The sequence below is a fragment of the Mesorhizobium sp. RIZ17 genome (assembly GCF_051127865.1).
Taxonomy (GTDB): Bacteria; Pseudomonadota; Alphaproteobacteria; order Rhizobiales; family Rhizobiaceae; genus Mesorhizobium; species Mesorhizobium humile.
This window is the reverse complement of record NZ_CP147861.1, coordinates 6,249,928-6,263,051: the sequence shown is the minus strand read 5'-3', so window position 1 is coordinate 6,263,051 and position 13,124 is coordinate 6,249,928. Positions and strand designations below refer to the sequence as shown.

At 60.0% G+C, this 13,124-nt stretch carries 15 protein-coding genes; 12 read left to right on the top strand and 3 right to left on the bottom strand.

Going from position 1 to position 13,124, the window contains the following annotated elements:
- The first annotated feature begins 52 nt into the window (after positions 1–52).
- The 12 genes from WDX12_RS30595 (at position 53) to WDX12_RS30540 (ending at position 11,080) form a co-directional block, all read left to right on the top strand.
- Positions 53–1,372: a tyrosine-type recombinase/integrase gene (locus WDX12_RS30595; protein WP_434723117.1), complete on the top strand. Its 1,320-nt coding sequence runs from the start codon at positions 53–55 to the stop codon at positions 1,370–1,372.
- Positions 1,369–1,872 (top strand): hypothetical protein, encoded by a 504-nt coding sequence (locus WDX12_RS30590; RefSeq protein ID WP_434723116.1) that lies wholly within the window; start codon positions 1,369–1,371, stop codon positions 1,870–1,872. The genes WDX12_RS30595 and WDX12_RS30590 overlap by 4 nt, the downstream gene beginning before the upstream one ends.
- A gap of 75 nt (positions 1,873–1,947) precedes the next feature.
- On the top strand, positions 1,948–2,142 hold the full coding sequence (locus WDX12_RS30585) for a helix-turn-helix transcriptional regulator (RefSeq protein WP_434723115.1): 195 nt from the start codon (positions 1,948–1,950) through the stop codon (positions 2,140–2,142).
- Positions 2,139–2,336: a hypothetical protein gene (locus WDX12_RS30580; RefSeq protein ID WP_434723114.1), complete on the top strand. Its 198-nt coding sequence runs from the start codon at positions 2,139–2,141 to the stop codon at positions 2,334–2,336. The genes WDX12_RS30585 and WDX12_RS30580 overlap by 4 nt, the downstream gene beginning before the upstream one ends.
- A gap of 309 nt (positions 2,337–2,645) precedes the next feature.
- A complete protein-coding gene (locus WDX12_RS30575; protein WP_434723113.1) occupies positions 2,646–3,185 on the top strand; it encodes a hypothetical protein in 540 nt (179 codons plus the stop codon).
- 435 nt (positions 3,186–3,620) lie between these two features.
- On the top strand, positions 3,621–3,998 hold the full coding sequence (locus tag WDX12_RS30570) for a hypothetical protein (protein WP_434723112.1): 378 nt from the start codon (positions 3,621–3,623) through the stop codon (positions 3,996–3,998).
- Between the two features lie 104 nt (positions 3,999–4,102).
- Positions 4,103–5,536 carry a hypothetical protein gene (locus tag WDX12_RS30565; protein ID WP_434723111.1) on the top strand — a complete coding sequence of 478 codons (1,434 nt, stop codon included), beginning with the start codon at positions 4,103–4,105 and terminating at the stop codon, positions 5,534–5,536.
- Positions 5,537–5,540: 4 nt separating this feature from the next.
- Positions 5,541–6,368 carry a hypothetical protein gene (locus WDX12_RS30560; RefSeq protein WP_434723110.1) on the top strand — a complete coding sequence of 276 codons (828 nt, stop codon included), beginning with the start codon at positions 5,541–5,543 and terminating at the stop codon, positions 6,366–6,368.
- A 12-nt stretch (positions 6,369–6,380) separates the two neighbouring features.
- Entirely contained in the window at positions 6,381–9,323 is a 2,943-nt protein-coding gene (locus WDX12_RS30555) for a hypothetical protein (protein ID WP_434723109.1), read from the top strand.
- The gene (locus WDX12_RS30550) at positions 9,313–9,621 is read left to right on the top strand and encodes a hypothetical protein (protein ID WP_434723108.1); all 309 of its coding nucleotides are present in this window, start codon (positions 9,313–9,315) and stop codon (positions 9,619–9,621) included. Before WDX12_RS30555 ends, WDX12_RS30550 begins: the two co-directional genes overlap by 11 nt.
- Positions 9,618–9,791, top strand: a complete 174-nt coding sequence (locus tag WDX12_RS30545) for a hypothetical protein (protein ID WP_434723107.1) — start codon at positions 9,618–9,620, stop codon at positions 9,789–9,791. Before WDX12_RS30550 ends, WDX12_RS30545 begins: the two co-directional genes overlap by 4 nt.
- Complete coding sequence (locus WDX12_RS30540) at positions 9,788–11,080, top strand: hypothetical protein (protein ID WP_434723106.1); 1,293 nt, start codon at positions 9,788–9,790, stop codon at positions 11,078–11,080. Before WDX12_RS30545 ends, WDX12_RS30540 begins: the two co-directional genes overlap by 4 nt.
- Positions 11,081–11,284: 204 nt before the next feature.
- On the opposite strand, the gene WDX12_RS30535 is transcribed toward WDX12_RS30540, so the two are convergent.
- From WDX12_RS30535 to WDX12_RS30525, 3 genes are all read right to left on the bottom strand, one after another.
- Positions 11,285–11,473, bottom strand: coding sequence for a hypothetical protein (locus WDX12_RS30535; protein WP_434723105.1), 189 nt, complete (start codon positions 11,471–11,473; stop codon positions 11,285–11,287).
- A gap of 511 nt (positions 11,474–11,984) precedes the next feature.
- Positions 11,985–12,296 carry a hypothetical protein gene (locus WDX12_RS30530; protein WP_434723104.1) on the bottom strand — a complete coding sequence of 104 codons (312 nt, stop codon included), beginning with the start codon at positions 12,294–12,296 and terminating at the stop codon, positions 11,985–11,987.
- Complete coding sequence (locus WDX12_RS30525) at positions 12,296–12,658, bottom strand: hypothetical protein (protein WP_434723103.1); 363 nt, start codon at positions 12,656–12,658, stop codon at positions 12,296–12,298. The genes WDX12_RS30530 and WDX12_RS30525 overlap by 1 nt, the downstream gene beginning before the upstream one ends.
- Between the last annotated feature and the right edge of the window lie 466 nt (positions 12,659–13,124).

Sequence of the window (13,124 nt, the reverse complement as noted above, 5' to 3'; positions counted from 1 at the left end):
CTACATAAGTAGGACAGTTGATTTGTAGCCCTGATGTAGCCCGGAGGCTCCTGTGGCAAAAGTTTCCCTTACCGACTTCAAGGTGAAGAACCTGAAGAAAGCCGCCCCCGGCAAGCGCTATGACGTGATGGACGCTGATGCGCGTGGGCTTGGGGTTCGCGTCAACGACAAGGGCGAGCGCACCTTCATTTTCTACAGCCGCTTTCCTGGCAAGTCGGCGCCAGAGCGTCGGGTTATCGGTGAATATGTCGAGCCCAACGACAACGGTGAGCATCCGGCTATGTCGCTGGCGGACGCCCGCAAGAAGGCTGGTGAATGGCGCGGCCTGATCAAGCACGGAATTGATCCCAAGGTGAAGGAAGAGGAAGCGCGCCAGGCCGAGCGCGCCAGCGCCGCGCAGAAGATCGACCGTGCCTTTGAGACGGTACTGGACCGCTTCATCAAGGCTCGACGCCGCGACGGCATCCGCAAGGTCGATGAAGACGAAAAGGACTTCAACCGTGAGTGCCTGCCAAAGTGGAAGGGCAGGGACGTGGCCAGCCTGACGATGGCCGACATCATGGAAGTGATCGAGGGTATTGCCGATCGCGGCAAGCAACGGCAGGCGCTCAACATGGCGCAGAAAATTGGTACTTTCCTCAACTGGTGCGTCGATGACGACGTGATCGAGGTTTCGCCATACCGGCCGAAGAAGGTCCGGACCGCCATAGGGCAGAAGGCCGGCCGCGATAGGACTTTGAACGATGCCGAGCTACGCGCCTTCTGGAAGGCCACGGATGGCACTGTCGAGGGACTGGGTGAGGTCGTGAGCGCAGCCTACCGCCTGCTGCTTCTGAATGGCCAGCGCCTCAATGACGTCGCTGAAGCTTCCTGGCCAGAACTGGACAAGGCAAAGCGCGTTCTGACGATCCCAGCCGAACGCTTCAAGTCGGACCGAGACCATACTGTTCCGATCACCGATGACGCCTTGGCGATCATTGAGAAACTGCCGCGGTTCGCGAAATGCGATTGGATGTTCTCGCTTGACGGAGAGGGGCCGGCCACCATCGGCCACAAGGTCAAGCAGCGGCTCGATGCTGCAATGCTGGCTTTGCTGAAAGAGGAGAATCCGGAAGCAACGCTGCCGCACTGGATAAACCACGACCTCAGACGCACGGTGCGCACGCGGCTTTCTGAACTTGACGTGATGGATGAAGTAGCCGAGGCGGTGATAGGACACGTCCCGACGGCGCTCGTCCGCACGTACAACCAGTCTGACAGGCTCAAGGTGAAGCGTGAGGCCCTGACACGGTGGGAAGGCGCGCTTGCGGCGATCGTGGGCGAACGGAAGCCGAGCAACGTCGTCGCCCTCGGGGGGAGATCGTCGTCGTGAGCCCCAGCCTCGAACAGGTGATTGCCGATCTTCAAAACGCCGATCACGCCTTTAGGACCGAATATGCTCCTCACGGCTCCGCTTTGGCGATCCAGGCCGCGATGGATTTCATGGTGCGGGAAGGGGTGGCGCCAACACTCATGTTCCCGCTGCTAGCGGTCATGGGTGATCTGGCCGACAGCCACGGCGAGAGCAACCTTAAACCAATCATGGAAGCCATGATGTGGGGCCGTGCTGCCGGCGCAGTTCACGTTCTGAAGGGCAGCGGCATGTCGCTTTCCGAGGCCGCGACAAAGGTTTCCAAAGCCACCGGTCGGGCGATCTCTGCGAACCAGATCATCGAGTTCAGAAAGAACATCGGGAAGCGAAAGGCTCGCCAAGAGGCGGTAGAGGAATATTGGGATATGGTGTCACGGCTGAACAAGCAGCCGGCGGAGCACAGGGCCAATCTCGCGCTTCAAATGACCAGCAAAATTTTCGTCGAGGGCAAGAAAGGGTAATAGCCCGGGTTCTGATACCCCGGCGTTGGTGAGACCTCTTAGGCGCGAATAAACCCCTAGGAGGCTCTAAAGCCGATGACGCTCATTCCCATCGAAACGCTGCCCTTGAAGGGCATCACCTATAGCACCAGCTATCTGGATAAGTTGATCAAGGATGACCGCTTTCCCAAGCCGGTCTTCCTCTCTCCGCGCAAGCGTGCCTTCGTCGAAACCGAAATTGACGCCTGGGTGAAAGCCCGCATGGCGAAGCGTGACGGAGTGGCGGCATGACCAACTCCGGCGTCGATCATGAACTTTCCGACAAGGCCGACGAGGCCGCTATTTGGCTCGCCGTCAATTGGTGGAAGGCAGAGCGGCCACTGGTGCCCAATCTCCGCAAGAGGTTCGGCCTCACGCCTCTTGAAGCCGTTCACGCCATGCGCGAGTGCTCCAGGATCAGGGGGATCGACAATGCGAAACCCTGAAATGGAGACCGCCGCCCCGACTGGCATCGGGAACGGCGGCAAAAGAAATACCCTAGAACCCAAATCTAACCGCTCTCGCTGGCACGCGCAAGAGAAGTGGGCCGCCGGCCATAAGGTTGAGGTGTGGGCGCACTACTGCCTTAGGGTGGCCCTCAAGCGCGGCCTGATCGTGCGCGGGCCATGCGAGGTGTGCGGTGACCCGGACACTGATGGCCACCACGACGATTACCAGCGGCCGATGCGCGTCCGTTGGCTCTGCCGCAAGGATCACAAGGCTGAGCACCGCCGGCTGAAATGCGAGGCGGTAGGATGAGCAACACCCGCAACTTCACCATGGTTGCGCCTGGGCTTCACAGCTCCAGGCGTTTCCTGGATCTCGATGACAGCCGGCGCGCGCTGTTTCTCTATCTGCTAACTGGTCCACACCAGACGAGCTGCGGCTGCTCGCAGATCAAGCCAGGCTATGCCTGCGCCGACCTTGGGCCGAGCTGGCCCTTGCCGAAATACAGCACGTGCCTTGCCGATCTGGAGGGCGTCGGCCTGATCATCACCGATCCCGACACCAACGAGATCTATATCGAACGCTGGTTCAAGCACAACTCGAAGGGCTCCTGGAAATATGCCAAGGCCATCCAGAGCCAGATCGACAAGATCGAAAGCGAGATGCTTCGCGAAAAGGTGAATGCCGACTTTGCCGACACCGATCTTGGACAAGCTGCCTATGAGGCTGGCGAGGCCGAGAAAGCCGCTGACAGGCCATCAGCAGCTAACAATCATAGCAGGCTCACTGGCACGAGTTACCTCCGCAAAGGTGATCCCGACGCCCACATCTACAAGAACGTGAGATAGCCCATGGATAGGGTATCGGACGAGTATCGATATACGGAGACGGAAACGGAGACCGAAACCGAGATTGAGACCATACGAATACGAAAAACCGAAAGAGAGACTTTAGAGGTTCGCTTCGGAAAAAGAGGCTGGTCCATCCGAAGAACGAGCCAGCGTCCGGGTTACTGCTCTACCCTTACTGGAACAGGAAAGATGGCAGTATACGCGCCCCATGCATCGACAATTACGTGGACTGGACGCCCATAGACACCCACCCCCTCGCACATTTTTTTACGCAAGCCTATAGCGTCCTAATTCCTCCAATTGGGTGCTAAACCGGTATCTCACCGGTTGTTCAGTCTGCGTCAAGCTATTGAAAAGATTACGATATGCTGCCATTATTCTGGCAGTTGATTTGCTCTGGGCTACACCGGGGCTACAGTTGGAGCTTACCCCTTGGCAAAAGCCGCCTCCATTCCAAAGCCTCAAGGCCGCTCTCGTATCGGCAACGGCAAAGACTTGCTGCCGGGCGTCAACGGCCGCTCCGCGACGATGCGCCGTTACCGCGAGATATACGCTCAACTGGTGCGCGACATGGGCGGCGATCCTTCCGAGGCCAAGAGCATCATCGCTAAGCGTAGCGCCACGCTCGCCATCTGGTGCGAGGAAGTTGAAGCCACGATGGCCAACGGCGGCGATATCGACATCGGCGAGTTCACCACGGCAACGAATGCCCTTCGGCGCCTCCTGGCCGACATAGGCCTGGAGCGGCGAGCCCGTGACATCACGCCAACGCTCGACGCCTATCTCCGCAATGCTGGCGCTCCCGCATGAAGCCACGCGTCACAATGCGGGAGGCATTGGCCGATTCCCAGTTGCTCGGGAGTGCCATTCCAGGTCCGTCCTGGGCTCTGTGGCGCACGCTTCTCATTGCCGCCATGGGCGAGCCGCTCACCGATGACGAGCGCAAGGCCTTCGCCGCCATCACAGGCAGGGCAGAGGAGCCGCTTGAGCGTGTCGATGAGCTTTGGTGCATCGTCGGCCGCCGTGGTGGCAAGACGCGTGCTGCCGGCACGCTGGCCGCCTATGTGGCTACCCTTTGCGATTGGACCGACAAGCTGGCACCCGGTGAGCGTGGCGTGCTGCCCATCCTCGCCGCTTCCACGTCTCAGGCAGATCGGGCATTCCAGCATGTGATCGGTGTGCTTCAGCACTCGCCCGTGCTCAAGGGCCAGATCATGGGCGATCCGACATCGGAGACGATCCGCCTTTCCAACTTCATTGACGTGACGATCAAGCCGGCCAACTTCCGCACTATCCGATCTATCACCGCTGTTGCCGCCATCTGCGACGAGCTGGCCTTTTGGCACATTGAAGGCAGCAAGAACCCCGATCGCGAGATCCTGGCAGCGCTTCGGCCGGCATTGATCACCACTGGTGGGCCGTTGATGGTGATCTCCAGCCCATACGCACGCCGCGGCGAGCTTTACCGTGCATTCAAGTCGGATTACGGCCAGGATGGTGATCCGTCCTTGCTGGTGGCCAAGGGACCGTCGAAGGCGTTCAACTCTACGCTGCCACAGTCGGAAATCGACAAGGCCTATGCCCGTGATCCGTCATCGGCTTCGGCAGAGTACGGCGGCGAGTTCCGTTCCGACGTGGAGATGCTTATCGATCGGGAGACGGTAGAGCTTGCCGTCGATCTTAACACGCCGCAGCGTCCCTACAGGCAGGGCATCCGGTATCGGGCTTTCATTGATCCTTCGGGCGGCTCGTCCGATTCGATGACGCTGTGCATCGGCCACAAGGAAGATGACAGAGCCGTCATCGACGTGTTGCTTGAAAAGAAGCCGCCCTATTCCCCGGAATTCGTGGCGGAGGAGTTTTCCAACACGCTGAAGGCTTACGGGCTGAGCGATGTGACCGGCGATCGGTACGGCGGCGAATGGTGCCGCGAGCCTTTCCAGCGCAGGGGCATCACCTACAGGCTGGCCGACGCGCCAAAGTCCGAAATGTACCTGGCACTCGTCCCATCGCTCAATTCGGGCAGGGTTGTGCTGCTCGACAATGACAAGCTGGTTGAGCAGATCGTCGCCCTTGAACGGCGCGTTGGAAGAACCGGCCGCGATAGCGTCGACCATATGCCTGGCGGTCACGATGATCTCGCCAACGGCGTCGCCGGCTGTGTGTACCTGCTTCTGCTGAAGCAGGCGCCGGTTGCTCGCTCTGTCCGTATGACCACGTCCAGCGCTGGCGGAGCATCGGCATTCTCGCATCCGATGGGTGGCTATGATCCCTATCGGCAGATCGACGCCATGCTCGCCGAGGCAAAGCACGCTTTCATTCCCAACTGCGACAGAAGGAGAACTTAGGTCCATGAACCGAATCGACATGCTGAAATCACGCTGGCGCCCGGAATGGTCGCAGCGTTCCGATCTCTCGAAGCTGAGCGGCGCCTTTCACAAGGCTCTCCACTTCATCGAAACCATGCCGAAAACCCGTTCTGAATTGGCCGGGCCGGGCAATCTTTCCCCGAAGGGCCTGAACGATGCGATTCGAGCCGTTGCGGCCGAGAAGATCGTTCCCGATCTCCGCCGCGCGATGTGGGATGCGGAAAAGACCGCCAACGGTCTCAAAAATGATCTTCTGCGCCTCGCCGTGCCTCGTCAGCACGACAAGTCGGACTTGGCCGGGGCAATGATGCGCGCCGAAATGCGCGGCATGCTCCGGGAAATGCTCAAGGGTTCCTCAGAGGAGGTCGGCGAGCGTCTTCGCATCATCATGCAAGAGCCTGATTTCCTGGTGGCCGCTTTTGAAGGGCCTGCCCAGCTTTCCGGCATGACGGAGGAGTTTCGCTCGGATCTTGAGCGCCGAATGATTGAGCAGGCTCACGGCCCTGCGGTGGAAGCGATCAACAGCGCGAAAGAGGCTGTCGATCTCGTTCAGGCCGCAATCGAGATGGCCGTGAACACGGTGAGGCACGAAGGCGATTTCGGCAACGACAATTTCTTCGCCTCATGGATGGCGACGGCGAGCGCGGAAGTAGAACGCGAGATCGCGGCGGAGAAGGTCAAGGCAGAGGCCCCCAAGACCAATGCTGAAGCGCTCACAGCGGGTGAAGACATCAGCACCAAGATCAGTGCGATCTTCGCGGCGCGGCTGAAGCCCTTCGAATTGTCGGCAGACCATCAGGTAGCGGCGTAACGGAGAACAGCCATGGAAACGGCCGGCACCGTCCAAATCCAGATCACTGGCAATATCGGCCCGTTCGAAGCCGCGCTTGCCCGCGCCCAGCAGCAGGCAGCGCAGTTCGATGCGCAGATCACAGCCAAGTTGTCCGGCAGCGGCATGTCGGCCGGGCTGGAAAAGATTGCCGCCCTGGTCGAACAGAACAATGCGCTCTTGGCGAAGCTGACTACCTCGGGCACTGCGGCAAGTGCCGCGCTCACCAAGGTCGCGACGTCGACCAAGGCAACCACCGAAGCCCTGACCATGGTCTCGGCCGCTACGAAGGCCGTCAATGCCGAGATGGCCGCCATCGGCGCGTCCGGCGGCGGCGCGGCGGCGCTCACAGCCGGAACGATTTCGGCAAAGGAATTTGCGCTGGCTCTGGAGCAGACTGGCGGCAACCTCAGCAGAATCACGCCACAAATGTTAGGCCTTGCCGAGGCTGAAACTGTCGTCGCGGCCACAAGCAAATCGGCTGCAGCCGGCATGGAAGCGCTTGCAGTGGCCGAGACGGAGGCCGCTGGCCTTGGTGCCGGTGTCACGCGTGAGTTTTCGGTTTTGGGTGCCGAGATCGCACGCGGCAATTTCAGCCGTATCCCTGGCAGCCTGATCGTCATGAATGAGCGTCTCGCCGCCACCGGAACGGGGGTTTTGACGCTCACGAACATGACCAAGGCCTTTGGCGCTCTCGGGTCGGTGATCTTCAATCCGTACGTCTTGGGCTTCCTCGCCATCTCCACCGGCATCGAGGTGGCGTCGCGCGCCTTCGGCGCCCTTAAGGGCGATGTCTCCGCAGCTACAGCCGCGCTTGAGGAGCACAAGAAAACCATCGATGCGATCACAGCGGCCTATCCTGAAGCCGCTGCTGCAGCCAAAAAGTACGAAGAGATTGCGAAGGCACTTCCGAATTCTGTTGCAACTGCCGATCTGTCCAAAGACATCGTGACGAACGCGACGGCACTAGATGCCACGCTCAAGCAGATCCAGGACAAGTTCGCCGCGCCTTTCGCCGCAGGTGGGCGGAGTGATTTCGGCGGGTTCGGCCGGGCCGCTGCAGTCGAGTTTGCCGATCTCTCGAAAGAGCTGGCGAGCGGGAGCCTGGACGCCATCCAACTCCAGAACGAGCTTGGCAAAATCCGGCTTGACCCCACGCTGTCGATCAAGGCCCATGAGTACGCCGGAGCCATGCAGGATCTGGTCAACAAGGCCGTCGACCTTGAGAATGCGATGAAGGAGGGCGCAGGGCTCAAGAGCATCGGCCCTGATGGCCAAAAGGCGCAACAGTCCTTGTTCGACGTCTCGGCTGGGTTCAAGGACGTCCAGGCCAAGGCCGGCAATGCGGACGCTACAATCGCCAAGCTCTTCGGCACGATGAACTCTGGAGGCGGCAGTGGTTTTGGCGTCACGCGCTCACTGGCAGGCCAGGTGCAGGCCACGGCTGGTATGTTCAAGACGATTGACCAGGCAGTGCAGGAATCGCGCCAGCATCAGTTGCAGGGCATGGTTGATCTTGAAGCTCAATTCCGGGCAACGACCACGGAGGTCGACGTCCTGAAAAATGCCATCGCGACGGCTGGCAGCAAAGAAAATATTCAGCAGTTCTTCGGCGACGTGTCCAACATCAAGGACGCCAATGCCGAGATCGCCAACGCGACATCGACGGTCACCAAGCTGTTCGATGCAATGAACCACGGCAACGCCAGCGTCAGCGCGGTCAATGATGGCCTTCAGATGGTGCGGCAAACGCTTATCAACGACGGTTTTGCCATCGCCAAGGTCGACGCCTTCATCCAGAGGCTCATGCAGACGCGGATGCAGTTGGACTCCGACACGGTCGGCGCCCGCCAATTGAACCAGGCGATTCAGGCCATCCGCGACAAGACCGTCAACATCGTCGTCCGCACGACGCAGATCGGCACCGGCACGCAGACAAGCTATTCCGTGCCCAGCTCCTACTCTGGTGCTGAAGGCGCTGGAACAGGCTCCAGCTACGGCCTGAGCGGCTCCAGCAACGTCAATGTCAATCGATATGGCGGTGACGGCACAGCCGGCTTCTCACAGCAGCTTTATACCGTGCCCAGCGAGAGCGGCGGCGGCACGAGTGGCGTGACAGTCACCCGGTTCGGCGGAACGCGCGCTGGCGGTGGCCCTGTGGCGGCAGGGATGCCCTATTGGGTTGGCGAGCAAGGCCCAGAGCTTGTCGTGCCATCATCGGCCGGCTCGGTCGTTCCAAATGCGTCGTCAGTGATGTTCTCGCAGGCCCTTGCCAGCGCCCAGTCAGCTTTCACCGGCCGACTGCCGACGCAGGACAGCGATCGCATGTGGACGGTCCAGATGAACATCGAGGCGAACACCAAAAAGACGTTCCAGATCCTCGACGAGATCAAGACAGCGACCGCAAGCGCTTCCTCTGCCTTCGGCGGCTCGTCCTACGGTGGGTCGTCTTCTTCGACTGTCGATAAGTCAGCCTATGACGCTGCCTTCAACGCGGCGTTCAAGACGGCGCAGGCGAACTATCAGGCGGCTCGCATCGCGGGCGGCGGCGATGGCATCGTGCCTTTCGCGCAAGGCCTGGTGGCCACGCCCTTCCAGATCGCATTGAACGCCGCCCGATTGGCGACCGGTCAAGGCGGCACGAAGGCCGTCGGCTTCGACTCCGGTGGGATGATCGCGCCGGGGGACAGCCAAGAAGTGAAGTTCTTCAAGTCGCCAGAAGAAACCGTCGCCATCTTTACGCCTTCGCAGGTGGCAGCGCTGAAGGGTGCCGGCTCGACGCAGACCACGCAAGCGGCCGACCAGCGCCCGATTTCCATCTCCATGCCGGTCACCATCCATGCAGGCGCCCAGGTGAGCAACGATAGCATCGCAGAGATGAGGCGGCAGATGGCGCTTGCGGCGCGCGAGGCCGTGAGGGCGATCAATGGTCGATAGAACCCTCCCAAGACCGCCGCCCGAACTCGAAGCGCTCGTAGAGGCCAGCCGCAGGGGATTCCGCTCGCAGTTCGGTAGCTTTGACGCGGCCCTCTCCGCCTATGCGCTTGGCACCTCAGAAGACGGGGAATACCTGGCTTTTCAATTCCAACGGCCCGACGGCTCGGTGCACCGCTTCACCCTGTCGGCGCCAATGCTTCCTCAATTCATCACTGAACTCGCTGGCGCGACAGATGACATGAACGCGCGGCGAATCGCGACGGCGCTCGTGGCTGCAGAAACGAGGGGACAAGCATGATGCCGCTGACTGACGAAAAGCGACCAGAACAGGACGAAGGCCAGGCTGCAAAGCGGCCCGATGACGGCATCACGCTGGCGCTGAACGGGATGATCATCGTCGGCCCATTCCCTCGCCAAGCACCGCTGCCAGGTAGCGGCTTCATTTCCATGCCGGAGGATGACCAATGACGCTTCGCTATGTCCGCTCCGGTGCTGCTGGCGCCGGCACCGGTGCCGATTGGGCCAATGCCTATGTGACGCTGGCCGCAGCGCTGACGGCTTCCGCCGCAGGCGATACGATCTATGTTTCGGATGATCACGCCGAGACATCGGCGTCAGCGATCGCGCTCACATCACCAGGCACGGTGACAGCGCCGGTCAAGGTAATATGCGTCGACCACGCCGGCTCTGTTCCTCCGGTTTCGGCCGATATCCGCACCACGGCCACCGTAACGACGACAGGCAGCGCCGCCATCAGCTTTCGCACGGCGAACAGCATCACGGACTACGAAGGCATCATCTTTAGTTCGGGAACGACGGGAACCGGCACTTTTGACCTTAGCGTCAATGGCGGCATAACACTGAAATTCCGTAACTGCGCATTGCGGATGGGGAGCGCAGGCGGCGGCCTCATGACAACGCCGTCGGGCGGGCGAGTCGAGCTCGAAAACACCACTCTGCAGTTCAACAGCACCGGCCAATATATCTATGTCCAAGGCGAGGTCATCTGGCGGGGCGGCTCGATCACCGGCTCGACTTTCCCGACGACGCTGTTCAACCCTGCCAACAATTCCACCGGCTACCTTGAGGTAGAAGGCGTCGATCTCAGCGCCATCGCTGGTACCATCATCGGGTCGAACAGCTCACAGGCGTTAATCGCCAGGCTGATGGACTGCAAGATCAACGCCTCGGCAACGGTTGCGGCGACCCCAAACAGGCGCGGCTTCATCGACTATCTTCGCCTGGATTCAGGCGGCACGAACTATAAGCACGGTCGTGTTGCCTTTGCCGGCGCACAAACGGAAGAGACCACCATTGTCCTGACCGGAGGTGCTTCCGACGGCACGACGGCCATCTCATGGAAGATCATCACGACGGCCAACTCGACAGAGCTTTTCCCTTTCGAAAGCCAGCCGATCGCCATCTGGAACGACACTGTAGGGTCACCCGTGACGGCCACAATCCAGGGCATCTGGGGCGGCGGCGCCGTGCCAAACAACGACGATATCTGGGTAGATGTCGAATATCTCGGGGCTTCTGGCTCGCCTTTGGGTTCCTTCGTGAGCAACGGCAAGGCTACGATCCTTGCCTCCAATGCCGCTCTGTCCGCAGGCGCCGGCACCTGGGGCGGCTCAACCACCAAATTCGCGTTGGCGGTAACGTTCACACCTCAGCAAAAGGGGTACATCTTCGCCCGAGTGAAGGCGGCGAAGGCGTCAAGCACCTTCTACATCGATCCGAAGATCGTGCTGAGCTAGGCGCGGTCCTTCCAACGGCCGCTTGGCGCGCTTGTGATGGCGTTGGGCTTGACCCAGTAATCATGGGCGACAGCAGTAGCCAGGGCGCCGACGATGGCGCCAGCCAGAAGCATGAACAGAAATTGTCGGCGTGTTTCACTCATGGAGCGAGCATGCCCCACGATGGTAAATTTTCTATTTTAGCGTGCGCTAATAGTCAAAAGCCTAAGGCTTAAATGCGTCCCGGTTTACGGTAATAGTGGGAGGCTTCCACCAGCCACCACCTCCGGGCAAATCCAAGGACGCTTCTCTGAAGCTTCGCTGAACATCGGCGCTATAGGCGCCATCGTTGGCGAAGTGATCCCACAGGATGAAGCCGGCAATCAACGCAATCACGACCAGGGGCAAGCGCATCGGAACCTCCCTCAAAGTCCCTGAAGGCATTATCCGCCTGCAGTTCATAATATTCAAGGCTGCTAATATAAATCACAGGAGCCGTCGCCAATCTCCTCCCGAATGGCGACGGGCTTTTCTCATACCAAAAAATTTTCGACGATGACGGAACTCAGCCTTGACCATCTTGGTTAATTGCGCGGCGCCGCGCTACCCTGCGTCCTGTATGTCATCCCCCCTCGCGCGACGCCGGTAAGTAGCGCTTTGGAAGGCCCGTGCCCTTCAGCCCTAGGTAGGTGGCGGGCCTTTCAGCGCAAAGCCCCTTGCCATAAGCGGCCCGACAATCGCCCGTTTGGGTGTGCGGTGTAACTGTCGGGCCTGGAGCCGACCGTTGTGAGCCAGCCGGCTCCGTCAGACGTTATATCACAGATTTCTAATAGATTGTCCTGCGAATGCACGACGATCGGACCTGCAGTTCACGAACCACGCCATAACGCCGGAGCAGCGCAAGGGCTGGACGCCTTGTCCCTGATTAGCCACCGGGCGGCGGCGGAGGCGGAAGCGAGTTGACTGCTGAGGAAGCTGTCGTGCTGCCTGATGATGATGACGGCACTGGCCCAGCCGGTCCCTGCTTGTACTTTTGCACGACGCCGACGGAGCGGGCCCCATTCCCTTCGATCTTCGTATTGTTCGACGCCGGGTTATACGGGTTCACTGTTTGGAGAAGCTGGTTCTGATTATTGGCGTCGCCAGCTGCCAATGTGATCGTGTCGTAGTTGTTTAGGTAATCGGCAGCGCAGCCACCAAGAGGCATCAGGGCCAAGGCGCAAAGCAGTTTCCTCATCAGCATGTTCCTTCGAAAACTTGGCCCTTGCGGGCTCTGAGATAGCAAAGCCTCTTGCCGTCTGGGCTTCCAAACGCTGAATGCTGCTCGATCGCCTGCAGCAGCACAGGTGCCGGGCTCATCAAACTTGCGCGCTGGGCTGTATCCCACATCACGTCGCTGAAATTTGAAATGACGCTGTCAACGCCGACAATGACCCGGGTGCGAACACCTTCGGCCTCAACTGTCAGGGTTTCGATCCCGTAGCCAACTTTCAAGTAAGCCAGTTCGCTCTCAATTTGGAACTGCAGGGCTTCGTCGTTCGCAGACGCAAGAGTCGGCGTTAAAAGCGTGGTCAAAACCACCGCTGCTTTGAGTAACATTCCCCCGATCCCCCCTGGATCAACTAACGAGAACGTATCATCTTTTAGGCGATGCTGAAAAGCGTCGTGCGCAAGAAATACTTTCCCCGACAGAGGGGAGCATTCTTGACGATTTCAGCAAATCAGCGCAGCGTGTCCGTGGGCTTGAACACCCGGACTAGGACTGTGCCCGTACAGTGACCTTTGGCGAGGTCGTTCTTCCTTTGGCGAGGAAGAGCGGGCGAGAGTGTGCAGGTTTCCTGCGCACAACGGACGCGCTTGGCGGCGCGGCTCCGACCGGCCGAATATGGCCGGGAGCTAAGCCGCTGTCCAGTGGGGGAAACCCCTAAAAAGCTTAGGCCTGTCGTCCTGGCAGGTGTTCAACTCCCGGCTTCGGCGCCGATCGCCGATCACCGATCAAGTGTCCAAAGGGCATTTGATCGCCGGCCTTGAACAGCCGGTTAAACCAGGGGACTTGGACCATGAA

Bases quoted from the DNA above. Each gene is read 5' to 3' on its own strand.
- WDX12_RS30585 (WP_434723115.1), top strand. From the start codon at position 1,948: ATGACGCTCATTCCCATCGAAACGCTGCCCTTGAAGGGCATCACCTAT.
- WDX12_RS30580 (WP_434723114.1), top strand. From the start codon at position 2,139: ATGACCAACTCCGGCGTCGATCATGAACTTTCCGACAAGGCCGACGAG.
- WDX12_RS30575 (WP_434723113.1), top strand. From the start codon at position 2,646: ATGAGCAACACCCGCAACTTCACCATGGTTGCGCCTGGGCTTCACAGC.
- WDX12_RS30565 (WP_434723111.1), top strand. From the start codon at position 4,103: ATGGGCGAGCCGCTCACCGATGACGAGCGCAAGGCCTTCGCCGCCATC.
- WDX12_RS30560 (WP_434723110.1), top strand. From the start codon at position 5,541: ATGAACCGAATCGACATGCTGAAATCACGCTGGCGCCCGGAATGGTCG.
- WDX12_RS30555 (WP_434723109.1), top strand. From the start codon at position 6,381: ATGGAAACGGCCGGCACCGTCCAAATCCAGATCACTGGCAATATCGGC.
- WDX12_RS30550 (WP_434723108.1), top strand. From the start codon at position 9,313: ATGGTCGATAGAACCCTCCCAAGACCGCCGCCCGAACTCGAAGCGCTC.
- WDX12_RS30545 (WP_434723107.1), top strand. From the start codon at position 9,618: ATGATGCCGCTGACTGACGAAAAGCGACCAGAACAGGACGAAGGCCAG.
- WDX12_RS30540 (WP_434723106.1), top strand. From the start codon at position 9,788: ATGACGCTTCGCTATGTCCGCTCCGGTGCTGCTGGCGCCGGCACCGGT.
- WDX12_RS30535 (WP_434723105.1), bottom strand. From the start codon at position 11,473: ATGCGCTTGCCCCTGGTCGTGATTGCGTTGATTGCCGGCTTCATCCTG.
- WDX12_RS30530 (WP_434723104.1), bottom strand. From the start codon at position 12,296: ATGAGGAAACTGCTTTGCGCCTTGGCCCTGATGCCTCTTGGTGGCTGC.
- WDX12_RS30525 (WP_434723103.1), bottom strand. From the start codon at position 12,658: ATGTTACTCAAAGCAGCGGTGGTTTTGACCACGCTTTTAACGCCGACT.